Annotated in this window: 21 protein-coding genes and 1 riboswitch; of the genes, 11 read left to right on the plus strand and 10 right to left on the minus strand. The window is 70.7% G+C overall.

From position 1 onward, the window contains the following. Window positions 1-66: 66 nt before the first annotated feature. From ACH4U8_RS17775 to ACH4U8_RS17790, 4 genes are read right to left on the minus strand one after another with little or no spacing between them, the layout of a single operon-like run. Window positions 67-1710, minus strand: coding sequence for a cytochrome bc complex cytochrome b subunit (locus ACH4U8_RS17775; protein WP_360304935.1), 1644 nt, complete (start codon window positions 1708-1710; stop codon window positions 67-69). Further along, on the minus strand, window positions 1710-2795 hold the full coding sequence (locus tag ACH4U8_RS17780) for a Rieske 2Fe-2S domain-containing protein (protein ID WP_360304937.1): 1086 nt from the start codon (window positions 2793-2795) through the stop codon (window positions 1710-1712). The genes ACH4U8_RS17775 and ACH4U8_RS17780 overlap by 1 nt, the downstream gene beginning before the upstream one ends. Beyond that, the gene (locus ACH4U8_RS17785; RefSeq protein ID WP_360304939.1) at window positions 2792-3592 is read right to left on the minus strand and encodes a cytochrome c; all 801 of its coding nucleotides are present in this window, start codon (window positions 3590-3592) and stop codon (window positions 2792-2794) included. Before ACH4U8_RS17785 ends, ACH4U8_RS17780 begins: the two co-directional genes overlap by 4 nt. A 46-nt stretch (window positions 3593-3638) precedes the next feature. Next, window positions 3639-4268, minus strand: coding sequence for a heme-copper oxidase subunit III (locus tag ACH4U8_RS17790; RefSeq protein WP_360304941.1), 630 nt, complete (start codon window positions 4266-4268; stop codon window positions 3639-3641). Window positions 4269-4343: 75 nt separating this feature from the next. On the opposite strand from ACH4U8_RS17790, the gene ACH4U8_RS17795 reads away from it, so the two are divergent. The 5 genes from ACH4U8_RS17795 (at window position 4344) to ACH4U8_RS17815 (ending at window position 9513) form a co-directional block, all read left to right on the plus strand. Then, window positions 4344-5459, plus strand: coding sequence for a cytochrome c oxidase assembly protein (locus ACH4U8_RS17795; protein WP_360304942.1), 1116 nt, complete (start codon window positions 4344-4346; stop codon window positions 5457-5459). A gap of 9 nt (window positions 5460-5468) precedes the next feature. After that, entirely contained in the window at window positions 5469-5879 is a 411-nt protein-coding gene (locus ACH4U8_RS17800) for a hypothetical protein (protein WP_360304944.1), read from the plus strand. A gap of 180 nt (window positions 5880-6059) precedes the next feature. Further along, window positions 6060-6473 carry a response regulator transcription factor gene (locus ACH4U8_RS17805; protein WP_020552994.1) on the plus strand — a complete coding sequence of 138 codons (414 nt, stop codon included), beginning with the start codon at window positions 6060-6062 and terminating at the stop codon, window positions 6471-6473. Between the two features lie 64 nt (window positions 6474-6537). Continuing rightward, window positions 6538-7641, plus strand: a complete 1104-nt coding sequence (gene trpD / locus ACH4U8_RS17810; protein WP_379989563.1) for an anthranilate phosphoribosyltransferase — start codon at window positions 6538-6540, stop codon at window positions 7639-7641. 112 nt (window positions 7642-7753) lie between these two features. Further along, a riboswitch (SAM riboswitch) is annotated at window positions 7754-7870 on the plus strand. Window positions 7871-8121: 251 nt separating this feature from the next. Further along, window positions 8122-9513, plus strand: a complete 1392-nt coding sequence (locus ACH4U8_RS17815) for an aminotransferase class V-fold PLP-dependent enzyme (protein ID WP_360304946.1) — start codon at window positions 8122-8124, stop codon at window positions 9511-9513. Between the two features lie 164 nt (window positions 9514-9677). On the opposite strand, the gene ACH4U8_RS17820 is transcribed toward ACH4U8_RS17815, so the two are convergent. Both ACH4U8_RS17820 and ACH4U8_RS17825 read right to left on the minus strand, forming a co-directional pair. Next, entirely contained in the window at window positions 9678-9956 is a 279-nt protein-coding gene (locus tag ACH4U8_RS17820) for an Lrp/AsnC ligand binding domain-containing protein (protein WP_360304948.1), read from the minus strand. Window positions 9957-10066: 110 nt separating this feature from the next. Then, window positions 10067-10675 carry an exonuclease domain-containing protein gene (locus ACH4U8_RS17825; RefSeq protein ID WP_395778685.1) on the minus strand — a complete coding sequence of 203 codons (609 nt, stop codon included), beginning with the start codon at window positions 10673-10675 and terminating at the stop codon, window positions 10067-10069. Between the two features lie 300 nt (window positions 10676-10975). On the opposite strand from ACH4U8_RS17825, the gene ACH4U8_RS17830 reads away from it, so the two are divergent. The 5 genes from ACH4U8_RS17830 to ACH4U8_RS17850 all read left to right on the plus strand — a co-directional run bounded on the left by ACH4U8_RS17830 (window position 10976) and on the right by ACH4U8_RS17850 (window position 16140). Then, window positions 10976-11212, plus strand: coding sequence for a hypothetical protein (locus ACH4U8_RS17830; RefSeq protein ID WP_020552989.1), 237 nt, complete (start codon window positions 10976-10978; stop codon window positions 11210-11212). Window positions 11213-11376: 164 nt separating this feature from the next. Next, window positions 11377-13002, plus strand: coding sequence for an NYN domain-containing protein (locus ACH4U8_RS17835; protein WP_395778687.1), 1626 nt, complete (start codon window positions 11377-11379; stop codon window positions 13000-13002). Window positions 13003-13081: 79 nt separating this feature from the next. After that, window positions 13082-13381, plus strand: a complete 300-nt coding sequence (locus tag ACH4U8_RS17840; RefSeq protein WP_395778689.1) for a hypothetical protein — start codon at window positions 13082-13084, stop codon at window positions 13379-13381. Window positions 13382-13466: 85 nt separating this feature from the next. Next, window positions 13467-14855 carry a hypothetical protein gene (locus tag ACH4U8_RS17845; RefSeq protein WP_395778691.1) on the plus strand — a complete coding sequence of 463 codons (1389 nt, stop codon included), beginning with the start codon at window positions 13467-13469 and terminating at the stop codon, window positions 14853-14855. A gap of 16 nt (window positions 14856-14871) precedes the next feature. Then, window positions 14872-16140, plus strand: a complete 1269-nt coding sequence (locus tag ACH4U8_RS17850) for a M48 family metallopeptidase (RefSeq protein ID WP_360304958.1) — start codon at window positions 14872-14874, stop codon at window positions 16138-16140. A gap of 23 nt (window positions 16141-16163) precedes the next feature. Here ACH4U8_RS17850 and ACH4U8_RS17855 read toward each other — a convergent pair whose 3' ends face one another. The 3 genes from ACH4U8_RS17855 to ACH4U8_RS17865 all read right to left on the minus strand — a co-directional run bounded on the left by ACH4U8_RS17855 (window position 16164) and on the right by ACH4U8_RS17865 (window position 18684). Then, window positions 16164-17348: an ArsA family ATPase gene (locus tag ACH4U8_RS17855; RefSeq protein ID WP_395778693.1), complete on the minus strand. Its 1185-nt coding sequence runs from the start codon at window positions 17346-17348 to the stop codon at window positions 16164-16166. 7 nt (window positions 17349-17355) lie between these two features. Beyond that, a complete protein-coding gene (locus ACH4U8_RS17860; RefSeq protein WP_360304962.1) occupies window positions 17356-17790 on the minus strand; it encodes an SRPBCC family protein in 435 nt (144 codons plus the stop codon). 126 nt (window positions 17791-17916) lie between these two features. Beyond that, window positions 17917-18684 (minus strand): metallophosphoesterase, encoded by a 768-nt coding sequence (locus ACH4U8_RS17865; RefSeq protein ID WP_360304964.1) that lies wholly within the window; start codon window positions 18682-18684, stop codon window positions 17917-17919. Between the two features lie 444 nt (window positions 18685-19128). Here ACH4U8_RS17865 and ACH4U8_RS17870 point away from each other — a divergent pair, with 444 nt between their 5' ends. After that, entirely contained in the window at window positions 19129-20934 is a 1806-nt protein-coding gene (locus ACH4U8_RS17870) for an AMP-dependent synthetase/ligase (RefSeq protein ID WP_360304966.1), read from the plus strand. Between the two features lie 79 nt (window positions 20935-21013). On the opposite strand, the gene ACH4U8_RS17875 is transcribed toward ACH4U8_RS17870, so the two are convergent. Next, window positions 21014-22162, minus strand: a complete 1149-nt coding sequence (locus ACH4U8_RS17875; protein ID WP_395778694.1) for a glycosyltransferase family 4 protein — start codon at window positions 22160-22162, stop codon at window positions 21014-21016. Between the last annotated feature and the right edge of the window lie 76 nt (window positions 22163-22238).

Genomic DNA, 22238 nt, shown 5'->3' on the forward strand with positions numbered 1-22238 from the left:
CTTCGTCGTTCCTGCGCGTCCTACGGGTCGTGCCGATGTGGCGTCAGCAGCCCGGCCCCGGTCGCGTCAGTGGTGACCGTGTCCGCTGGTCAGTTCCTTGTACTCCTCGGCCGTCGGCTTCTCGATCGGCTCGGCGAAGTACCAGTGCGACATCCTCGAACGCAGCTTCTGCGAACGCTTGACCTTGCGGGCCACCCCGTTCTCGTCCTCGGCGGCCTCCAGCTCGTACGGCTTGGGCTGCTCGTGGGCGGTGAGGGTGTGCCGCACCGCGGCGTCCAGCGGTTCGTGGATCTCGATGAACTCGCCGTGCGGGAGCTTCTTGATCACACCGGTCTCGCGACCGTGCAGGACCTTGTCCCGGTCGCGGCGCTGCAGACCCTTGCAGATCCGCACCGTGGCCAGGTAGGCCAGCACGGGCGCGACGAAGAACGCGACGCGGCCGATCCAGGTGATCGTGTTGATCGACATGTGGAAGTGGGTGGCGATGATGTCGTTGCCACCACAGACCCACAGCACGCCGTAGCAGACGATCCAGGCGACGCCCAGGCCGGTGCGTACCGGCATGTTGCGCGGGCGGTCCAGCAGGTGGTGCTCACGCTTGTCGCCGGTGATCCAGCCTTCGATCCACGGGTACATCGCCAGGAAGGTGAACAGCACGCCGGGCAGGACCAGGGACGGGATCAGCACGTTGAAGCTGAGCGTGTGTCCCCAGATGTTCCATTCCCAGTTCGGCATGATGCGCAGGGAACCCTCGAGGAACCCGATGTACCAGTCCGGTTGGGAACCCGCCGTGATCTGCCCCGGGTTGTATGGACCGTAGGCCCAGATCGGGTTGATCTGCACCATGCCGCCCAGGAAGGCGGTGATGCCGAACACGATGAAGAAGAAGCCACCGGCCTTGGCCGCGTAGACCGGCAGCAGCGGCAGGCCGACCACGTTCTTCTCGGTCTTGCCCGGGCCGGGGAACTGGGTGTGCTTCTGGTAGAAGACCAGGATCAGGTGCACGGTCACCAGACCGACCATGATCGCCGGGATCAGCAGCACGTGGATGGTGAACAGGCGGGGCACGATGTCCTCGCCCGGGAACTCCCCGCCGAACAGGAAGAACTGCACGTACGTGCCGACCAGCGGGATGGCCAGGACCACACCCTCGGCGATGCGCAGACCGGTACCCGAAAGCAGGTCGTCCGGGAGCGAGTAGCCGGTGAAGCCGTTGACCATGGCCAGGATCAGCAGCAGGAAGCCGAACAGCCAGTTTATTTCGCGCGGCTTCCGGAACGCTCCGGTGAAGAAGATCCGGAACATGTGCACGAACAGCGACGACACGAAGATCAGCGCCGCCCAGTGGTGGATCTGACGCATCGCCAGACCACCGCGGATGTCGAAGCTGATGTCCAGCGTCGACGCGTACGCCTGGGACATGTGAATGCCCTGGAGCGGCACGTAGGAGCCGTCGTAGACGACCTCCTGCATGCTCGGCTTGAAGAACAGGGTCAGGAAGACACCGGTCAGCAGCAGCACGATGAAGCTGTACAGCGCCACTTCACCGAGCATGAAGGACCAGTGGTCCGGAAAGACCTTGCGCAGGTTCTTCTTCGCCGCGCCGTAGATGCCCAGCCGGCTGTCCAGCGCGTCGGCCGCGCGAACGGCCGCGTTGTCCGGGATCGGGGTGCTCTTGTTCGCCCCGCCCTTGGGTTGTTCGCTCGACATCAGCCACGCTCCCAGAAGCTCGCGCCGACCGGTTCGGCGAAGTCCTGCGACGCGGCGAGGTTACCCGCCTCGTTCACATGGATCTTCAACTGCGGCAGCGAGCGCGCGGCCGGGCCGAACACGACCTTGCCGTCGTCCGCCAGGTCGAAGGTGGACTGGTGGCACGGGCAGAGCAGGTGGTGCGTCTGCTGCTCGTACAGGCCGATCGGGCAACCCACGTGGGTGCAGATCTTCGAGTACGCCACGATGCCCTCGTAGCCCCAGTCCAGTTCCTTCTTGGACTTGATGTCCTCCGGCTCCAGCCGGACGACCAGGACCGCGGACATGCCCGCCTTCTCCAGCCAGCCGTGCGAGAGCTCTTCCTTTTGGCCGGCCGGGCCGTACTTCTCGACCAGCCCGTCGGGCAGCACCATGGTCAGCGAGCCCTTGACGATGTCGTTCGGCTTGATCGGCAGGCCGGTCGCCTCGTTGATCAGCTCCACGCCCGGCTTCCAGTCGGTGTGCCGCAGCTTGGTGCCGGGCAGCGGGCCGAGGTCGCGCAGCAGCACGACGCCGGACAACGGCACCAGGGCCATCGCGCCGATCATCGTGCGCCGAATCAGCGGGCGGCGACCGATCACCGAGTCCGCGGCACCCTGGCTGAACTCGCGGATCGCGTATTCGCGGGTCTCCGGGTCCGAGGTGAACTCGTGCCGCTCCTGGACGATCTCCTCGTCCGTCATCAACGTGCGCGCCCAGTGGATCGCGCCGGCGCCGATGCAGAACAGCGCGAGGCCGAGGAAGCCGCCGAGCGCGAGGTTCTGGGCACCGATCTTCCCGAAGAAGAAGATGTCGATGATGCGGTACTTGTCGATGCCGACGTACGCCCAGATGAAACCGATCGTGGACAACATCGAGATCACGAAGAGGAACGCGACCTGACGCTCGGCGCGGTTGGCGGCCTTCTCGTCGATGTCGGTGACACGCGGCTCGTGGGCCGGCAGGCCGGGGTCGGCGAACGGGTCGCCTTCCGCCGGAACATGTGCCGAGGCGTGTACCTCGGGCAGGTGCTCTTCAGGCACTTCAGACTTGTCCTGGCTACTCATTTGGTCCTGGCCTTGGGGGTCCGAGCGGCGATCCAGATCGCGCATCCGATGAGCAGACCGAGCGCGATGACCCACCCGAACAGACCTTCGGAGACCGGGCCGAGGCGGCCGAGACCCAGGCCGCCGGGGTTCGGCTCCTTCTTGGTCGTCTCGTGGACGTACGTGACGATGTCCTTCTTCTGCTGCTCGGGCATCGTGCTGTCCGGGAACGAAGGCATGTTCTGCGGGCCGGAGAGCATGGCCTCGTAGATGTGCTTCGGGTCCACGTCCTTCAGCGGCGGAGCGAACTTGCCCTCGGTCAGGGCACCGCCCTCACCGGAGAAGTTGTGGCACTGCGAGCAGTTCGTGCGGAACAACTCGGCGCCGTTGACGACGTCGCCGTCGGGCGCGTACATGTTCGCCGTCGGGATCTTGGGTCCGACGCCGAGCGAGGCCACATACGCGGAAAGCTGCGCGATCTGCGTTTCGGTGTAGACCTCGGGCTTGCGCGGCGCCTGCGCGCCGGGCTGCTGAAGCGGCATCCGGCCGGTCGACACCTGGAAGTCGACGGCGGCCGCGCCGACGCCGACCAGGGAGGGGCCGTCGGAGGAGCCCTGGGCGTCGAGCCCATGGCAGGTCGAACATCCACTCAGGTAGAGCTTCTTGCCCGCCTCGACCGCGATGGAGGCGGAGTCGTCCGCCTCCGCCTTCTTGGCAGGCGCGAACGCGGCGTACAGCCCCCCAGTAGCCGCGAGCGCGAAGATGAGTACGACGATCGCCGCCAAGGGGTGGCGTCGCCGCGCGGAGAGCTTTTTCACGGAAAACCCCGGTCCAATGTCGTCTGCGTAGTGAGTGTCGGGACGTCTACCTGATGACGTAGATCGTGAAGAACAGACCGATCCAGACCACGTCGACGAAGTGCCAGTAGTACGAGACGACGATTGCGGCCGTGGCCTGCTCGTGTGTGAACCGTCGGGCCGCGTAGGTGCGTCCGAGGATCAGCAGGAAGGCGATCAGACCGCCTGTCACGTGCATGCCGTGGAAGCCGGTGGTCAGGTAGAAGACCGAACCGTAAGCCGACGACGAGAGAGTCGTGCCCTCCTTGACCAGCTCCGTGTACTCCATCACCTGGCCGCCGACGAAGACGGCGCCCATCACGAAGGTGATGACGAACCACATTCTGAGCTTCTTGACGTCACCGCGTTCGGCCGCGAAGACGCCGAGCTGGCAGGTGAGCGAGGACAGCACGAGGATCGTCGTGTTGCCCGTCGAGAACGGGATGTTCAGCTCACTGGCGTGCTCACGCCAAGCGTCCGCACCGGTGACGGAGCGGATCGTGAAATACATCGCGAACAAGGCCGCGAAGAACATCAGCTCGGACGCCAACCAGACGATCGTGCCGATGCTGACCAAGTTGGGACGGTTGAGCGTCCCGTGTGTCCCGTGTGAGGGGGGCCCGGTTTCTAGTGAAGTTGCTGTCGCCACGGCGGCCATTATTGCGGTCGCCGGATCTGCCCACACTTCGGGGGGTAACCCTTGTAGAACGTGTCGGGGTTAGGCTCTGGTTCCGTGAGTGGCTCTGCAGGCGATGCCGGGATGTTTCTGGCACACGCGACCCCTGGGAACGTACCGCCGGAACTGACCCCCATTCGGCTCCTGACCGGGTGGGTGTTCGAACCGATCCCGATTCTGGTCGCGATGCTGTTCGGCGGCCTCTATCTGTACGGCGTGCACAAGCTCAGAGCCCGTGGGGACTCGTGGTCGCGGTGGCGCAGCTTCTCCTTCCTGGGGTTGGGGCTGGGCACGTTCCTGCTCGCGACCGAGTCGGCGCTGGCCGCCTACGACACCGTGCTGCTCAGCGTGCACATGGTCCAGCACATGGTGCTGGCGATGATCACGCCGATCTTCCTGGCGCTCGGCGCACCGATCACCCTCGCCCTGCGGACGTTGCCCGCCAAGTGGCGCAATCGACTCAACGCCCTGCTGCACAGCCGATACGCGAAGGTGGTCACCTTCCCGGCCTTCGCCGGATTCATCTTCGTGCTCAACCCGTTCGCCCTGTACTTCACGCCCTGGTACGAGCTGACGTTGCGGAACACGTTCATGCACGACATGAATCACGTGCATTTCGTGATCATCGGCTGCATGTGGTTCTGGCCACTGCTGGGACTGGATCCGATGCCGCGCGCGAGCTATCCGATGCGGTTGCTCGCGGTGTTCGCGACGTTGCCGTTCCACGCGTGGCTGGGTATCGCGATCATGAGTTCGTCCAACGTCCTGGCCGGTGACTGGTACAACGACCTCGGTCGGGACTGGGGCGCGAGTCCGCTTTCGGACCAGGGCACGGCGGGCGGAATCCTGTGGGGCAGCGGCGACATCATCGGACTGCTGGTCTTCCTGGTGTTGTTCGTGCAGTGGGCTCGGGCGTCGGAGCGCGAGGCGGTCCGCGAGGATCGTCGGCTGGATCGGCTCGAACTGATCGAGGCGGGCCGCAAGGCGCGCGAGGAGCGGTTGGCACGCGAGGCGGCGGAGGCCGGCGAGGGTGCCGAGCCGGGCCTGGAAGCGGCCGGAAAATCCGTGCCGAAGAGCACTCTTCCGGGTGACTCTGCCCGAACGGGGGAGGCCGACTCGGCCGTCCGGGTCGCCCGAGGGTCCGAACCGCGGTCGGCCGACGCGGCCCAGTAGCGTCGCGGCATGATCCTCGAACGTTTCCTGCGCCGTCGGCGACCGGAGCCCGCCCCCGTGCTCGTGGACGACGGCACGCTCACCGTCGTCGGTTCGTGCTTCGATCCGGCTCGGGCCGATTCGGCGGTGGTCGCGGAGCTGCGGGCGGCCGGAGTGCCGGTGGATACCGGGGTGTTCGTGATGCGGCACGTGCTCACGCTGCCGGACCTGGCGGCGGCGGACGAGGCGGCCCGGATCCTGACGCCGGACGGCTGGGCGGTGGTGGCGCCGACACCCGACGAGCTTCCGCTGCGGGTGCTGATCTCCCGACAGCAGGTGCTCACCGGCCTGGAGCCGGCCCGGGAGCGGACCCGGATGGCGGGCCTGGCCCAGCGGTTGGGCGGGGACGCGCAGGGCTACGAGGTGCTCGCGCGCGGGTGAGTCGCGGGCGCGGCCGGCGCGGCGGGTGTGGGCGAGCCGGGACGAGGGCGTGACGAGGCACACATTTTCCCGCCGGAAAGCGCTAACATCCTGGTCGGTCCGAGTGTTGCCCCCGTAGCCGAACAAGCGTTGAAGATGCGCAGCCCCGAAGATTCGCAGCCCAGACACAGGCAGGTGGACATGACGCGCGGCGAGACCATGACCGTCCTCGTGTACAGCGACGACCGCAACACCCGTCGGAAGGTCACCCTCGCGCTCGGGCGCAGGCCCGCCGTCGACGTGCCGTTCGTGGAATACCTGGAATGCGCCACCGAGCCCGCCGTGATCGAGGCGATGGACAAGGGCGGCATCGATCTGGTGATCCTGGACGGGGAGACCGCCCCGGCCGGTGGCATGGGTGTGTGCCGTCAGCTCAAGGACGAGATCTACAACTGCCCGCCGGTGTTGACCCTGGTCGGTCGCCCGCAGGACGCGTGGCTGGCCACGTGGTGCCGCGCGGACGCGGTGGTCGCCCACCCGCTGGACCCGCGCACGCTCGCGGACGCCGCCGCCGACCTGATCCGCGGTCGGATCGCGGGACGTCAGCCGGCCTGACCGCATCCCGGATAACCGCCCGGCCGGGCCCGGCCCGGTGGGTACGCTGTCGCGGACTTATCCGATGACACAGCGGGAGCGGACCATGGGCGCCTCGACCTCTACGAACAAGAGCGGCGGCAACCCGGCGGCCCGTTCCTGGCGGGACCTCCTGGCGGCGCTCATGCGTGGCGACGACCTGCCCGCCGACGCGACAGCGTGGGCGATGGACCACATCATGACCGGCGAGGCGACCCCGGTGCAGGTGGCCGGGTTCGTGATCGCGCTGCGGGCCAAGGGCGAGACGGTGGACGAGGTCTCCGGCCTGGTACAGGCGATGTACGCGCACGCGTCGACCATCGAGGTGCCCGGCCGGACCGTCGACATCGTCGGTACCGGCGGCGACCTGGCCCGGACCGTGAACATCTCGACGATGTCCGCGATCGTGGTGGCGGGTACGGGCGAGACGGTGGTCAAGCACGGCAACCGGGCGGCGTCCTCGTCGAGCGGGGCCGCCGACGTGCTCGAAGCGCTCGGGGTGGTGCTGGACCTGACTCCGGATCAGGTGGCGCGCACGGCCGAGGAGGCGGGCATCACGCTGTGCTTCGCGCAGCGCTTCCACCCGTCGCTGCGGCACGCGGCGCAGGCGCGGCGCGAGTTGGGGGTGCCGACCACGTTCAACTTCCTCGGGCCGTTGACCAATCCGGCCCGGGTGCGGTTCCACGCGATCGGGGTCGCGGATCTGCGGATGGCGCCGATCGTGGCCGGGGTGCTGGCCGATCGCGGCGCGACCGCGCTGGTGTTCCGCGGCGACGACGGGCTGGACGAGTTGACCGTCACCACCACGTCGCAGGTGTGGATCGTGCGGGACGGCGACGTGCGCGAGGACCGGGTGGATCCGCGCGACCTGGGGATCGCGCTGAACGGGATCGAGACGTTGCGCGGCGGTGACGCGGCGTTCAACGCGGAGGTCGCCCGCAGGCTTTTCGCGGGGGAGAAGGGTGCCGTGCGGGACGCGGTGTTGTTGAACTCGGCGGCGGCGCTGGCCGCGTTGGGTACGGGCGAGGGGTCGCTGACCCAGCAGTTGGCGGCCGGGATCGATCGGGCCGCCGAGGCGATCGACTCGGGGGCCGCGCAGGCCGCGCTCGAGCGGTGGGTGGCCACGACGCGTTCGTTCGCACAGGGGTAGCGGGCTCGGCGGTCGGGTGGGTCGTGCGCGGCCCGCCCGACCGGCGTCCAGGATGTGGGAACGATGGGGCCGTCGTTGCGCGCGACGTTGCATCCGGTAATAATTCTGCGCAGGTCACGAGTGACAGTGGAAAGCCCCGGCTTGCTGTCCGGCAACCCTCGCTCCGCGGTGGGGTGCCCCGGGTGATGACACGGTCAGGCGTCGTAAGGCGTCCTGGCAAGCGCGGACCCCTCGCATGACGGCAGTCGATGCTTCATGTGACCCGGGTCCTGTACCTGGGGAGCATGTGATGGCGTGAAATCTCTTTCTCGAAACGGGCGAATCGCCCTATTCCGTACGCGCTGAGTTCTCGCGCGTCGTTCCCGGGTCGTCATCGGCCCGGTCCCGAGATCACTTTTCATCAGCGGATCAACCGGCGCCGTTCAATGTCGATCAATCGACATGCGCCGGGGTGTTCCGTGCCTGCCGAGGAGTTTCGCCATGTCTGTCGACACCACTTCCGCCGCCGCCCTCGACTGTGACGTCGCCATCGCCGCTCCGCTGCCCGTGGTCGGTCGGGATGTGCTCGTTCCGCTGGTGACCGGTGGCGAGGTCGAGTACGCCGCGCTCGACTACGGGGCGAGCGCGCCGTGTCTGCAGCGGGTGTGGGACGACGTGTCCGCCTACCTGCCGTATTACGGAAGCGTGCATCGGGGCGCGGGCTACCTGTCCCAGTTGTCCACCGATCTGTACGAGCAGAGTCGGGCCACGGTCGCGAGCTTTCTGGGGTTGCGGGCCGACGACACGCTGTTGTTCACCCGCGGCACGACCGACTCGCTGAACCTGCTCGCCTCGGTACTGCCGCGGGGCACCCGGGTGTTCGTCTTCGAGACCGAGCACCACGCGGCGCTGCTGCCGTGGCGCCGGCACGCGGGGGTGACCCAACTGGCCGCGCCCGGATCGCCGGCGCAGGCGGTCGCGACGCTGGAGGCGGCACTCGCCGGGTCCGGCGACGGGCCTCGGCTGGTGTGCGTGACCGGTGCCTCGAACGTGACCGGCGAGATCTTCCCGGTCGCCGAGCTGGCCGAGGTCGCGCATCGGCACGGGGCGCGGATCGTGCTGGACGCCGCGCAACTGGCGCCGCATCACCCGGTGTCGGTGGCCGACCTGGACGTGGACTGGATCGCGCTGTCGGCGCACAAGTTGTACGCGCCGTTCGGCTCGGGCGTATTGGCGGGTCGGGGAGACTGGTTGGACGCGGCCGAGCCGTACCTGGCCGGTGGCGGGGCGAGCAAGGCGGTCAGCCGGGACCACGTGGAGTGGCAGAGCGGGTCGGCTCGGCACGAGGCGGGATCGCCGAACGTGATCGGCGCCTACGCGTTGGCTTCCGCGTGTCGGGCGATCACCGAGGCGGGGCCGGCGGCGCTGGTCGCTCGCGAGGAGGCGCTGTCGGCACGGCTGCGGGCGGGGTTGGCGGCGATTCCGGCGGTGCGGGCGCTGGAGCTGTTCGGGCCCGAGTCGGCGCGGGTGGGCGTGTTGTCGTTCGTGGTCGAGGGGTGGAACAGCTCGCGGTTCGCGGCGGTGTTGTCGGCGGAGTACGGAATCGGGGTGCGGGACGGGTTGTTCTGCGCTCATCCGCTGGTGCGGCACCTGTTGGGCGGGCGGGCCGATCAGCCGACCGAGTGTGGGTCCCCGGACGCGCCCGAGGGAGAGCAGAACCTCAACGCGATCCGGGTGAGTTTCGGGCTCGGGACGCCGGTGGAGCATCTGGACCGCTTTGTGGCCGCGGTGCGCGAGCTTGTGGAGCGGGGGGCGTTGTGGAGCTACACGGTTGATGGCGGGCGGTGTGTTCCGGACGCGGACCCGCGCACACGGCAGTTGCCGGCGGCGTAGGTTCTCGGCCTTGCCGGCCGGGGGTCTTCAAGTGCCGAACGGGCCGGGTGGCGGCCCCGCCGGGGGTGTCCTCGAACGCCGTCCGGGCCGGTTCGGTCGGCCCGGGCGGGGCTTGTCGCGGTGGCGGGCGGCCCCGGGCGCTTGTGGGGCGCCCGGGGGCGGAGCTATTCGAGGCCGATGGCGAAGGCGGCTTCGAGGTCGTGGTGGGAGTAGGTGCGGAAGGCGATGTGGGTGGTGGTGGCTTCCACGCCGGGGACCTTGTTCAGGCGGCCGGGGATGACGTCGGCCAGGTCGTCGTGGGCGCGGACGCGCACCATGGCGATCAGGTCGAACTCGCCGGTCACCGAGTAGACCTCGCTCACGCCCTCGATCGCGGCGATCGCCTCCGCGATTTCCGGGGTCTGGTCCACACGCGTCTTGACCTGCACGATCGCGGTGATCACGGGGTAGTCCTCCGGCTCTCGACGACAAGATGCCCGAGCTTAGTCGGCGCGCGACCCACGCGGGCAGCCACCACGGGCGGAAGAACCGCCCGATCGACACGCCCGGAGGGTCACCCGATCGGAGTGGTTTGCCCCGGCCACGCCCTGGGCGCCGGCGGTCGACCCAGGTCGAGCAGGTCGGCCAACTCGTGCCGCCCGCTCTCGTGCATCCGGCCGATGAACGCCCGCAGCACGTGCGCCGTCGCCCGGGCGTCGGCCAACGCGCGGTGGGTCGGGTCGGTGGGGGCCTCGAAGTAGCGCGCGAGGGTGCCCAGGCGCATGTTCGGCACCGTGCCCGGCGGCAGCAGCGCGCGGGCCAGCGCGAGCGTGTCCACCACCCGCAGATCGGGCCACGGCCGACCGCACGCCAGGCTCGCCGCACGCAGAAAGCCCACGTCGAAGGGGGCGTTGTGGGCGACCAGCACGGCGTCCTCGGCGAAGTGGGCGAACGCCGGCAACACCAGGTGCAGCGGCGGCGCGTCGGCCACCAGGTCGTCGGATATCCCGGTCAGGTCGGTGATGAACTCCGGGATCGGCACGCCGGGCGCGACCAACGTCGCGAACTCGCCCAACCGATCCGTCCCGCGCACCCGGACCGCGGCGATCTCGGTGATCCGGGCCTCCTGCGGATCCAGGCCGGTCGTCTCCAGATCCACGACCGTGAACACCTGTCGTTCCACCTCGTCACGAATCGCTCGGGATCCGTGCATGGTTCGCAACTCGTGGCCCGGGGCGATACTGTCCGGCGGGCGGGAACGCCGCGGCGGGTCGGCCGCCGGCAAGCCCTGACCCGCCGAACCTCGTGACCGGCAATCCCGGTGCGCGGTGCTGCTCATGTACCGGACGGTACGTTTCCGGCCCGACACGGCCGCGCCCAGGTACCTCTCGCCGCCCGGCATCATGGGTGTACGCGGACCACTCGCGATCGGAAAAGCTCGCGACCGAACAGGACTCGCGGACCAAACAGGAAAGGAACACGCATGTCGATCCAGGCCCCCACCGAGGACACCCGGTGGCGTTGCTCGCTCTGCGGCAACCTGACCCGGTTCGACGTGACGCGGACCACCAAGGCGGTCGAGTTCACCCACCTCGACCTCGCGGGCGTCGCCCGGGTCGAGGAACGCGAGATCGTTTCCGACGAGATCGAGTCGGTGCGCTGCCGCTGGTGCAACGCGACCGACTCCGTCGAGCTGGTGGCGCGCCCCGACGCGAGCTGAGCGCCGAGACCGTGCGGCGACAATGGGACTGTGCATCGTTTCGGCATCGGGGCGGCCCGGCGCGGCCGTCCCCGGTCCGGAACGCGCCATGATCAAGGCGTCGGCGTCCCGGCAACGGTGACGCGGGGAGGGGCCTCAAGGGAACGGGAAGGACCGGAGGAGCAGTGAGCGGACCGGATACCCGCGCGGACGAGGTCACGCCTGCGCACGCCGCCGAGGCCGCCGAGGCGGTGCCGGCAGCCGAGCCCGACCTCGACCCGCAGGCCCGGACCGAGGCGGGGACCGACCTGTCCGGCGTCCCCGCCGAGCCCGAGGGGCCCGTCGACCACGCGGTCGACCCGGAGCCGGACGGCCGCACCGATCCCGGGGCGCACGCGCACCCGGCCGGACCGGGAGGCGCCGACTCCCCGCCGGCCCGGGCGTCACGCGCGGAGCCGCCGCCTGCGGACTCCCGCCCCGCCGACTCGCAGCCCGCCGAGCCCGAGGCGCTGTCCGGGCCGTTGCCCGAGGCGGTTCGGGTCCGGGTGATCTCGGTGGCCGCGGACGCGCTCGGCACGATGACCGCGGACGAGGTGCCCGGCCCGCTGCGCCGGTTCGCCCGCTTCACCCACCAGCGCCGGGCCAAGTTCGCCGCGACCCCGCTGGCCGCCGCGCTGGAGAACGACCCGGTGTTCCGGCAGCGCATAGCGGAGCGCTTCCGCAAGGGCCTGCCGGAGATCTCCGAGGCGCTGGAGGCCGGCAAGGTGCCCGCCGCGGCCGACCCGCTCGACGTGGCCGCCGCCGCGTACCTGCTGCGCCCGCGCGGCTGGGTCCGGTTGATCGAGACCGCCGGCGACGCGGCCAAGGAGGCCGCCGCCGACCGCGCCGAGGCCGAGGCCGCCGAGACGTTGTCCCGCCTGGAGCGCGAGGTCGGCGTACTGCGCGCGGCCTCCAAGACCGAGCACGAACGGCTGCGCGCGGAGCTGGAGACGGCCCGCAAGGAGGCCGACCACCTGCGCCGCCAGGTGCGCGGCCTGCAGGGCAGTGCCAAGCACGAGGAGAAGGAGGCCCGCCGGGCCCGCTCCGAGTTGGACGCGGTGCGGGTCGAGGCGCAGACCGCGATCGCCGCCGCGGAGAAGGAGGCCCGCCGACTGCGCGGTCGGGTCGCCGAGGTCGAATCGGCGCTGGAGGCCAGCCGCCGGGCCGCCCGCGAGGGCCGCAGCATGGAGGACACCCGGGTCCGGCTGCTCCTGGACACCGTTCTGGAGGCCGCGCAGGGCCTGCGCCGCGAACTCGCGCTGCCGCCGGTGGGCATTCGGCCCGCCGACCTGGTGGACGCGGTGGTGCCGGGCGCGTCCGGGATAAAGGACATCGCCCAGCGCGCGTTGGAGGGCGACGATCCGGCTCTGCTCGACCAACTGCTCGCGCTGCCGCAGGCGCACCTGGTGATCGACGGCTACAACGTGACCAAGACCGGCTACCCCACGCTCGCGCTGAACAAGCAGCGCGACCGGCTGGTCGGCGGGCTCACCGGGCTCGCCGCGCAGACCGGCTGCGAGGTGACCTGCGTGTTCGACGGCGCACAACTGGACGCGCCGGTGCTGCTGGCGCCCGCGCGCGGGGTGCGGGTGATGTTCAGCAAGCCGGGCGAGACGGCCGACGAGCTGATCCGCAGGCTGGTCCGGGCCGAGCCGCCGGGCCGTCCGGTCGTGGTGGTCTCCACCGACCGCGAGGTGGCCGAGGGCGTGCGCAAGGCGGGCGCCCGACCGGTGCCCTCGACGATGTTGCTGCGCAGGCTCACCCGAGGCTGACTCCGGCCGCCGTTCGCACCGCGTGTCGGTGCCGCTCCCTACCGTTGACCGGGAAAGTCGACGAAAGGGGAGAAGCCACATGCGCATCGCCTGTCGTACGCACCGAGGCCGCAGCCGCGCCGGCTGCGTGATACCGGCCTCGATCGGGCCGGCGTTGATCAGCGCTCGATCGATGGATTCCGACGTATCGCCCGAATTATCGGGTGTCTCTCCGTATGCCGACTCCGGCGAGTACGGCGAGCGCGCCGCTCACCCGGACCACACCGAACTGGACGAGGAAACGCTGACGGCGCTGCGTCTGTTCGCGGCCGAGGGCATGCTCGCGGCGGTCGGCGCCCAACTGCGCGAGCCGATCGGCGGGGCCGTCCGACCCGGGTGACCCGCGCCGCGGTCGGCGACCTCGTTCGGGGCCGCCCGGTCCGGTTCGGCCGGCCGTTCGTGCCGCCCACGTTACGATCGACCACGTGGATGACCCGAATCGGGCCGCGCGCCGGATCCGCAGCCTGCTGCCCGTCCTGGTCGTGCTGTGCGCGCTCGCCCAACTCGGCGCCGTCCTCGGAGTCACCCGGTTCGTCTCGGACACGGTGACCGACGCGCCGTCACGACCGCACGCCGGCGCCTTCGACGGTCCCGGCCGGCCCGCGGCGGACGGCGGCGAACAACACGCCAACGCGCGTCGGACCGCGGTCGGCGCACTCCTGGACCGGCGCGCGGCCGCGTTCCTCTCCCGCGACCGCGAGGCGTTCACCGCCGGCCTGGACCCGCAGGACGCCGCGTTCCGCCAGACCCAGATCGGCGTCTTCGACAACATCGCCGAGGTGCCGTTCGCCGGGTGGGAGTACGAGATCGTCACCCCCGACGTGTTCGAACTCTCCGCCGCGCGCAAGAGCGCCCTCGGCGCGCCCGCCTTCACCGCACAGGTCGACCTGCTCTACCGGATCACCGGGCACGACGTGACCCCGGTACGGGTGCCGCAGTACCTGACCTTCGTGTTGCGCGCCGGCACCTGGTACCTCGCGGCCGACACCGACGGCACCGCGGCCGGGATGCGCACCCCGACCCAGGTGTGGGACCTGGGGCCGGTCACCGTCGTCCAGGGCACGCACAGCACGGTGCTCGGCATCGGCACCCGGGACGAGCTGCGCGCGTACGCGGACACCGCGGACAAGGCGGTACCCCAGGTCAGCGCGGTCTGGGGGGAGTCCTGGCCCGGGCGTACGGTCGTCGTGGTGCCCGGCACCCAGGCGCAGATGGCCCGGCTGCTCGGCGCCGAACCGAGCAAATATCTCAAGATCGCGGCGGTGACCACGGGTGAACGCGGCGCGGCCGCGGACGCCGCCGCCGCCGACCGGGTGATCGTCAATCCGGACGCCTTTCGCGAACTGGGCGACCTGGAGCGTCGGGTGGTGATGGCGCACGAGATCACCCACGTGGCGAGTCGGGCGTTCACCCGGGCCTGGACCCCGACCTGGCTGTCCGAGGGCTTCGCGGACTACGTCGGCTACCTCGAATCGGCGCAGACGATGCGCACGGCCGCCCCCGAACTGCGTCGGGACGTGAAGGCGGGCAAGGTGCCCACGCAGTTTCCGGCCGACCCGAGTTTCGAGACCACGCAGGACGACCTGCCCCAGGCGTACGAGATGGGCTGGTTGGCGTGCAAACTGATCGCCGAGCGGTGGGGACAGGTCAAGCTGGTCGAGTTGTACCGTACGGTCGGCGCCGAACGGCCGCCCGGCGTCAACGCGCCCGACCCGGCCTCGGCGCTCGCGTCGGCGATGGTGTCCGTGCTGGGCACCAACCCCGACGCCTTCACCAAGACCTGGCTCGACTACCTGCGGACGCAGGCCGGATGACGGGGGTACGGCGGGCATGTCGGTCCAGAGGTTGTTGCTGATCTGCCTGGTGTGCACGGGCCTGGTGCTGCTGGTGGCGGTCGTGGTGACCACGCCGTGGCGCCCGTTGGCGGAGCCGCCCGGCGGCTTCACCCACCCGGACGCGGCCCGGGACTTCACCACCGCCGAGATCGCCCGGGGCCGCTCGTTGGCCCGGGCCGCCCGGCCGCCCGCGTACCTGTCCATGGCGCTGTCGCTGGTGGTCTCGCTCGTGCTCGGGCTCACCCCCCTCGGTGCGCGGGTGATCGAGGCGGTGGCCCGGCCCGTGGGCGGGGGGTGGGCGTGGCGGATCCTGCTCGGCGGCCTGGTGCTGGCCCTGATCGGCCGGCTGGCGACGCTGCCGTTCGCGGCCCGGCTGGAGGTGGTCCGGCGACGGTACGGGTTGTCCGTGCAGTCGTGGGGGAGCTGGTGGCTGGACCTGGCCAAGGGCTTCGCGTTGTCCACCGGGCTGCTCCTGCTGGTCGCGCTCGGCCTGTACGCGCTGATCCGGGCGCTGCCCCGGGCCGGCTGGCTGCTCGCGGCGGGCGCCGGCGCGCTGCTCGTGGTGGCGATCTCGTTCCTGTATCCGCTGCTGGTCGAACCGGCGTTCAACAAGTTCCACTCGATGCCGCCGGGGCCGCTGCGCACGTCGCTGATGCAACTGGCCGAGCGGGACGGGGTGCCGGTCCGGGACGTCCTGGTCGCGGACGCGTCCCGGCGGACCACCGCGCTCAACGCGTACGTGTCCGGGTTCGGCTCGACCCGGCGGATCGTGGTCTACGACACGACCGTGCGGGACGCGGATCCGCGCGAGGTGGAGCTGATCGCGGCACACGAGCTGGGGCACGCCAAGCGCAACGACGTGCTGCACGGGACGCTGATCGGCGCGGCGGCGCTCGCGGCGGGCGTGTGCGCGCTGGGGCTGTTGATGACGTGCGCGCCGCTGCTGCGTCGGGCGGGCGCGGACGGTCCGGGCGACCCGCGTTCGTTGGCCCTGCTGCTCGCGGTCGTGGCGGTGATCGGCACGGTGGCCGGGCCCGGCGAGATGTTGATCAGTCGGCGGCTGGAGGCGCGCGCCGACGTGCACGCGCTCGACCTGACCCGCGACCCGGACGCCTTCATCCGGATGCAGCACAGCCTGGCCGTGGCCAACCGCTCCAACGTCACGCCGAACCCGATCCTGCAGTTCCTGTTCGGCTCACACCCCTCCGCCCCCGAGCGCATCGCGCTCGCGCGCGACTGGGAGCGGTTGCACGGGAAGGGGTGAGCCGGGCGGGACGGGCGAACCGGCTACGTGCTCGGGCGCATCCAGACCGCCGGGTCCGGCACGAAGCGCACCCGCAGCACGCCGTCGCGCAGACCCGCGCCCTCGATCACGCAGCGGCGCAGGGCCGACGGGAGCTTGAACAGGCGGCGGTTCGGGCCGACCGTGATCACCAGTTCGTCGCCGCGGCGCAGCAGGTCCAGATCGTCGCGATCGGTGCCCGGCAGCGGAAGCAGCAACGTCAGCCGCTCGCCGTCGCGTTCGATCAGGTGCTCGTCGTCGGTCCGGCCGCCCGGCCCGACCGGTGCGAAGTGCGCCGCCACGTCCGCGAGTTCGGCTGCGCCCAGCGGCTCGGCGGCCAGGGTCGGGATCTGTGCCAGCGGCACCCGCGGGAACAGCGCGCACAGCGCGTCCACCGTCTCGCGCGCCACCTCGGCCCGGGAACGCACCACCGGATCGGGCGAGTCGGCGGCGCCCACCCCGTTCACGATCACGTCCTCGATCCGGTGGCCGAACAGCGCCAGCGCCGACGCGGCCCGCCGCGCCGCGGCCAGCGCGACCGTCCCGGGCCGGACCACCACCCGGACCGTCGTCGTGGGCGCGGACACCAGCGTCCGCAACACCTCCAGCTCGATGTTCACCCGTCGAGCCGTGTCGTAGACCCAGTCCTCGGGCATCGGCACCCCCGCGACCGCGGCCAGCACGGGCCGCAGGGCCCGGGCCGCCTGACGCTCGACCGGCAACAACCGGTCCAGGTAACGGGCCAGTCCCTCCGGCAACGCCAGCGCCGGCACCGCTCGTTCGACGGCGGGCAGGTCGACCACGATCAACTCGTAGCGCCGCGCGTTCACCGCCCGCGCGAGCACCCGCAGCGCCAGCACATCGCCGGCGCCGGGCAACACGGTGATCTCCTCGGGATCCAGCGGATCCACCCCGACCACCGCGAGCGCTTGGCTCAACCGATCCTGGACCAGGAGGAACTCGCGCTGGAACTCGGCCCGCGCGGCGACCCGCTGCACGGTCAGATTCGGCAGCGCGTCGAACGGGTCCGCGCCCACCGGCACATCGAGCACCGCGTCCAGGTCGCGGGTGCCGTCGGCCGCGAGCAGCAGCGTGCGTCGCCCGGCCCGCGCCGAGGCCACCGCCGTCGCCGCCGCCACGGTGGTGCGTCCGGCCCCGGGGATGCCGGTGACCAGCAGGACCCGCGTCACCGCCGGTTCAGCTCTCGACGCGCTTCTTGAGCCCGGTCAGGGCGCGGTCGATGATGACCTTCTCGGCCTTGCGCTTGAGCATGCCCAGCATCGGGATCTTGACGTCCACGGTCAGTTCGTAGGTGACGTCGGTGCCGCCGCTGATCGGGCTCAGCGCGTAGCGACCGTCGAGCGCCTTGAGCATCTGGCTGGTCACCAGGGTCCAGCGCACCTCGCGGTCGCCGTCCCACGTGTAACCGAGCACGTGCTCGTCGCTGATCACCCCGGCGTCGAGCTTGAACCGCACGCGCACCGCGCGCCCGATCGCGTCGTCGACCTCCAGGACCTCGGTCTCCTTGACCTCGCCGGTCCACTCGGGATAGCCCTCGAACCCCGCGATGACGGCCATGACCTCGGCCGGCGTGGCGTCGATCGTGATGGTCGAGCTGGTCCGTTCAGCCATCGTGAGGAGTCCTCCGGAAGCTCGCGTAGCTGTTATGGCTGTCCCGGACGGACATCACCGGATGTCCGCGTACAACCGATCCGCTCGAAGGCTATCGTGCCCGACCTGCGCGTACGCGGCACCGGCTCACCAGGTGAGGACGTACGGTTTGCCGGTGGCCTGGAAATGCCCCACGTTGACGCATTCGGTACGTCCGATCCGCATCCGCGCCCGCAGCGGCTGGTGCACGTGACCGAACAACACCAGGTCGGGTCGGGTCTCGTGGATGGCCCGCAGCACCGCCTCGCTGCCGCGCTCGAACCGGCGGGCCACCACGTCGTAGGTCAGGTCCGGCACGGCGGGCGGGATGTGGCAGCACAACACGTCGACCCGACCGACCGCGGCGACCTTGGCCGCGTACTCCTCGTCGGAGATCTCGTACGGCGTGTGCATCGGCGTGCGCAGCCCGCCGCCGACGAAGCCGAAGGTGCGGCCGCCGATCTCGACGACCTGGCCGTCGAGCACGGTCACCCCGGCACGCGCGTAGTCCGGCCACAGGTCGGGCACGTCGACGTTGCCGTAGGTGACGTAGGTCGGCGTCGGGAAGGCCGCGAACAGCGCGGCGTACTGCCGGCGCACCGCCTGCTCGATCGCCGCGCGGGCACCGCCCGGCACGTCCGCCCACAACGCCCCGGAGAACGCCCTGGCCTCGGTGAACCGGCGGGCGTTGCGCAACGCGAGCAGCCTGCGGGTGTTCTCCACCCCGAACAGGTCGGTGAAGATGCCCCGGTCGAGGTCGTGATAGTCGAGGAAGAGCACCAGATCGCCCAGGCACACCAGGGCGTCGGCGCCGTCGCCCGCGTGGGCGAGTGCCTCGGCAGCGCCGTGGACGTCGCTCACCACGTGGACCCGCATGCCCGTCACTGTACTGACGGCTCGGAACCGAAACCGACGGCGTGTCGGGGTTGCCTCCGTCACACCCGTGCGTCACGGCGAATCGATACTCTCGACATGCACCACCGAATCGGGACGGATGGACCGTCGGTCCGCGGACCGGATCCGCGTCGATCCGGCCGGGGCCTTGTCCGTGGCGTGAGCCCGGGCACAGGATCCTCGTGACCTCTGTCCCCCGGACCTACTTGCCAGTAACGTCTGCCACCGTCGACGACTCGACAGGGCCGACGAAGAGCCGCACCGACCGGACCCACCGAAGAAACAGCCGAAGCACCGACCGAAGAACCGACCGAAGCACAGACCCGTGGGCCCACCGGCGAGTTCGACACGCCGGCGACGGACCGACACGGACACGGCAAACGGCAGCGCCGTACCCCGGCGCCGAGACCGCAACGAGGAGCATCAGTGCGCGAGTGCAGCGTCCCGGCCCTGGCCGAGGTTCCCGCCGAGGGCAACCTGACCGACCTCATCAAGCGCAACGCCGCGGAGGCACCGGATGCCCCGGCGCTCGCCCGCAAGGTGGGCGGACGCTGGACCGATGTGACCTCGACCCGGTTCCTGGCCGAGGTGTACGAGATCGCCAAGGGCCTGATCGCGTCGGGCATCGAGCCCGGCGACCGGATCGGCCTGATGTCGCGCACGCGCTACGAGTGGACGCTGGTCGACTTCGCCATCTGGTGCGCCGGCGCGATCTCGGTGCCGATCTACGAGACCTCCTCGGCCGAGCAGCTCGAATGGATCCTGATCGACTCGGGCGCGCGTGCGGTGATCGTGGAGACCTCCGCGCACGAGGGCGCGATCGAGCGGGCCCGGGAGCGGCTGCCCGAGCTCAAGCACGTGTGGCGGATCGACGAGGGCGTCGGCGAGAGCGCCGTGGCCGCGCTGGTCGGCGCCGGGCAGGACGTGTCCGACGCCGTGGTCGAGGAGCGCAGCGCGACCCTGCGCGCCGACTCGGTGGCGACCATCATCTACACCTCCGGCACCACCGGGCGGCCCAAGGGCTGCATCCTCACACACGGCAACTTCCAGGCCGAGCTGGGCAACGTGGTCGCGCTGCTGACCCAGCTGTTCGTCCCGGAGAAGTCGAGCTGTCTGCTGTTCCTGCCGCTTGCGCACGTGCTCGGCCGGATCCTGGAGATCGGCTGCATCATGGCCCGGGTACGCATCGGGCACTGTCCCGACGTCAAGGACCTGACCAAGGAACTCGCGTCCTTCCAGCCGACCTTCGTGCTCGCGGTGCCCCGTGTGTTCGAGAAGGTCTACAACGCGGCCTCGGCCAAGGCACAGGCGGACGGCAAGGGCCGGATCTTCGAGATGGCGGCCGAAACGGCGATCGCCTACAGCGAGGGCATGGACGCGGCGAGCATCAGCCTGGGCCTCAGGCTCAAGCACAAGGTGTTCGACAAGCTGGTCTACGGCAAGCTGCGCGCGGCGCTGGGCGGCCAGGCCACCCACGCGATCTCCGGGGGCGCGCCGCTGGGCACCCGGCTCGGACACTTCTTCCGCGGCATCGGCTTCACCGTCCTGGAGGGCTACGGCCTGACCGAGACCTGCGCCGCGCACACGGTCAACCCGGCGGTCGGGATTCGCATCGGTACGGTCGGCCGGCCGGTGCCCGGTTCGACGGTGCGGATCGCCGAGGACGGCGAGATCATGGCCAAGGGTCCGAACGTGTTCACCGGCTATTGGAAGAACGACGCGGCCACCGCCGACGCGTTCGAGGACGGCTGGTTCCGCACCGGCGACATCGGCGTGTTGGACGACGACGGCTTTTTGACCGTGACCGGACGCAAGAAGGAGATCCTGGTCACCGCGGGCGGCAAGAACATCGCCCCGGCCGTGATCGAGGACCGCATCCGCGCCCACCCGCTGATCAGCGAGTGCATGGTGGTCGGCGACCGCCGCCCGTTCGTCGGCGCGCTGATCACCATCGACCCGGAGGCCTTCCCGACCTGGAAGGAACAACACGGCAAGCCCGCCGACGCGAGCGTTGCCGACCTCGCCGAGGACCCGGACCTGCTGGCCGCCGTGCAGGACGCGATCGACGAGGGCAACAAGGCCGTGTCGCGGGCCGAGGGGGTGCGCAAGTTCCGGGTGTTGACCATCAACTTCACCGAGGAGAGCGGCCACGTGACGCCGTCCCTCAAGCTCAAGCGCAACCTGGTGCTGCGGGACTTCGAGCAGGACATCGAGAAGATCTACGAGGGCTGAGCACACGGCGGGCGCTGCCGACGACGCAGGCGGGCGGTCCGGGGGGTTCCCGGGCCGGCCGCCTGCGGCACGAGCCGGCTCAGGTCGCCCCGTCGGGGTCCAGCAGCCCGCGCAGCCGCCCCGACAGCAGATCCCAGCGCCACTCCCGCTCCACCCAGCGCCGGCCCGCCGCGCCCATCCGGGCGGCGAGTGCCGGGTCGGCCAGCAGGCCCGCCACCTTGTCCGCGACATCGGCCGGCGAACGCCCGTTCACCACGTAGCCGGTCTCCCCGGCCAGGACCGCGTCCGGCGCACCGCCCGAGTCGCCCGCCACCACCGGCCGGCCCACCGCGGACGCCTCCAGGTAGACGATGCCCAGGCCCTCCACGTCCAGCCCCTTGCGCCGGGTCCGGCACGGCATCGCGAACACGTCACCGGCCTCGTGGTGCGCGGGCAACTCGGCCCACGGCACGGCGCCGGTGAACACCACCGAATCGCGTACCCCGACCTCGTCCACCATCGCCTCCAGCCGGTCCCGGTACGGTCCGGCGCCGACGATCAGCAGGGCCGCGTCCGGCACCCGCCGCCGAATTCGCGGCAGGGCGTGGATCAGTACGTCCTGGCCCTTGCGCGGGACCAGGCGCGACACGCACACCACCACGGGCCGATCGGCCAACCCGTGCCGGGCGCGCACCTCGACCCCGCCCACGTCCGGGCGGAAGAGCTTCTCGTCCACACCGGGCGGCAGTTGCACCATCCGGGCGGCGGCCGCCGGGGTGAGCGCGGGGGCGATCTTCGCGCGGGTGTACTCGCCCAGATAGGTGACGGTGTCCACGCCCTCGCCGATGCGCCGCAACAACCGCCGCGCCCCGGGCAGTACCGCCCAGCCCGCCTCGTGCCCGTGCGTGGTGGCCACCAGCCGCTCGACGCCGACCGCGCGCAGTTGGGGCGCCATCAGGCCCAGCGGCGCCGCCGCGCCGAACCACGCGGTGTCGCAGCCCTCGGCGCGGGCGATCTCGCGGGCCCGGCGGACCGCACCGGGCGTGGGCACCAGCATCGGCGTGCGGTCGCGCACCACCGGGAAGGGTTGTGCCGCGTCGAACGCGGCCATTTCCGCCCGGTCCTTCCACGACGACGTGTAGACCACGACGCCGTCGGCGGGCAGCCGCAGGGCCATCGAGTGCACGAAGGACTGGATGCCGCCGGGACGCGGCGGGAAGTCGTTGGTGACGATCAAGGTCTTCATCACGATCGAGGATCCCAGACCGGGGGATCGGTGCCGCCGGCGTCGATACGATCCGGGGGTGAGCCTTGCTCGTTCGCAC

The sequence above is a fragment of the Embleya sp. NPDC020886 genome (assembly GCF_044333915.1).
Lineage (GTDB): Bacteria > Actinomycetota > Actinomycetes > Streptomycetales > Streptomycetaceae > Embleya.

Bases quoted from the DNA above. Each gene is read 5' to 3' on its own strand.
- ACH4U8_RS17850 (WP_360304958.1), top strand. From the start codon at position 14,872: ATGTCGGTCCAGAGGTTGTTGCTGATCTGCCTGGTGTGCACGGGCCTG.
- trpD (WP_379989563.1), top strand. From the start codon at position 6,538: ATGACACAGCGGGAGCGGACCATGGGCGCCTCGACCTCTACGAACAAG.
- ACH4U8_RS17840 (WP_395778689.1), top strand. From the start codon at position 13,082: ATGCGCATCGCCTGTCGTACGCACCGAGGCCGCAGCCGCGCCGGCTGC.
- ACH4U8_RS17800 (WP_360304944.1), top strand. From the start codon at position 5,469: ATGATCCTCGAACGTTTCCTGCGCCGTCGGCGACCGGAGCCCGCCCCC.
- ACH4U8_RS17775 (WP_360304935.1), bottom strand. From the start codon at position 1,710: ATGTCGAGCGAACAACCCAAGGGCGGGGCGAACAAGAGCACCCCGATC.
- ACH4U8_RS17815 (WP_360304946.1), top strand. From the start codon at position 8,122: ATGTCTGTCGACACCACTTCCGCCGCCGCCCTCGACTGTGACGTCGCC.
- ACH4U8_RS17860 (WP_360304962.1), bottom strand. From the start codon at position 17,790: ATGGCTGAACGGACCAGCTCGACCATCACGATCGACGCCACGCCGGCC.
- ACH4U8_RS17805 (WP_020552994.1), top strand. From the start codon at position 6,060: ATGACGCGCGGCGAGACCATGACCGTCCTCGTGTACAGCGACGACCGC.
- ACH4U8_RS17865 (WP_360304964.1), bottom strand. From the start codon at position 18,684: ATGCGGGTCCACGTGGTGAGCGACGTCCACGGCGCTGCCGAGGCACTC.
- ACH4U8_RS17780 (WP_360304937.1), bottom strand. From the start codon at position 2,795: ATGAGTAGCCAGGACAAGTCTGAAGTGCCTGAAGAGCACCTGCCCGAG.
- ACH4U8_RS17790 (WP_360304941.1), bottom strand. From the start codon at position 4,268: ATGGCCGCCGTGGCGACAGCAACTTCACTAGAAACCGGGCCCCCCTCA.
- ACH4U8_RS17830 (WP_020552989.1), top strand. From the start codon at position 10,976: ATGTCGATCCAGGCCCCCACCGAGGACACCCGGTGGCGTTGCTCGCTC.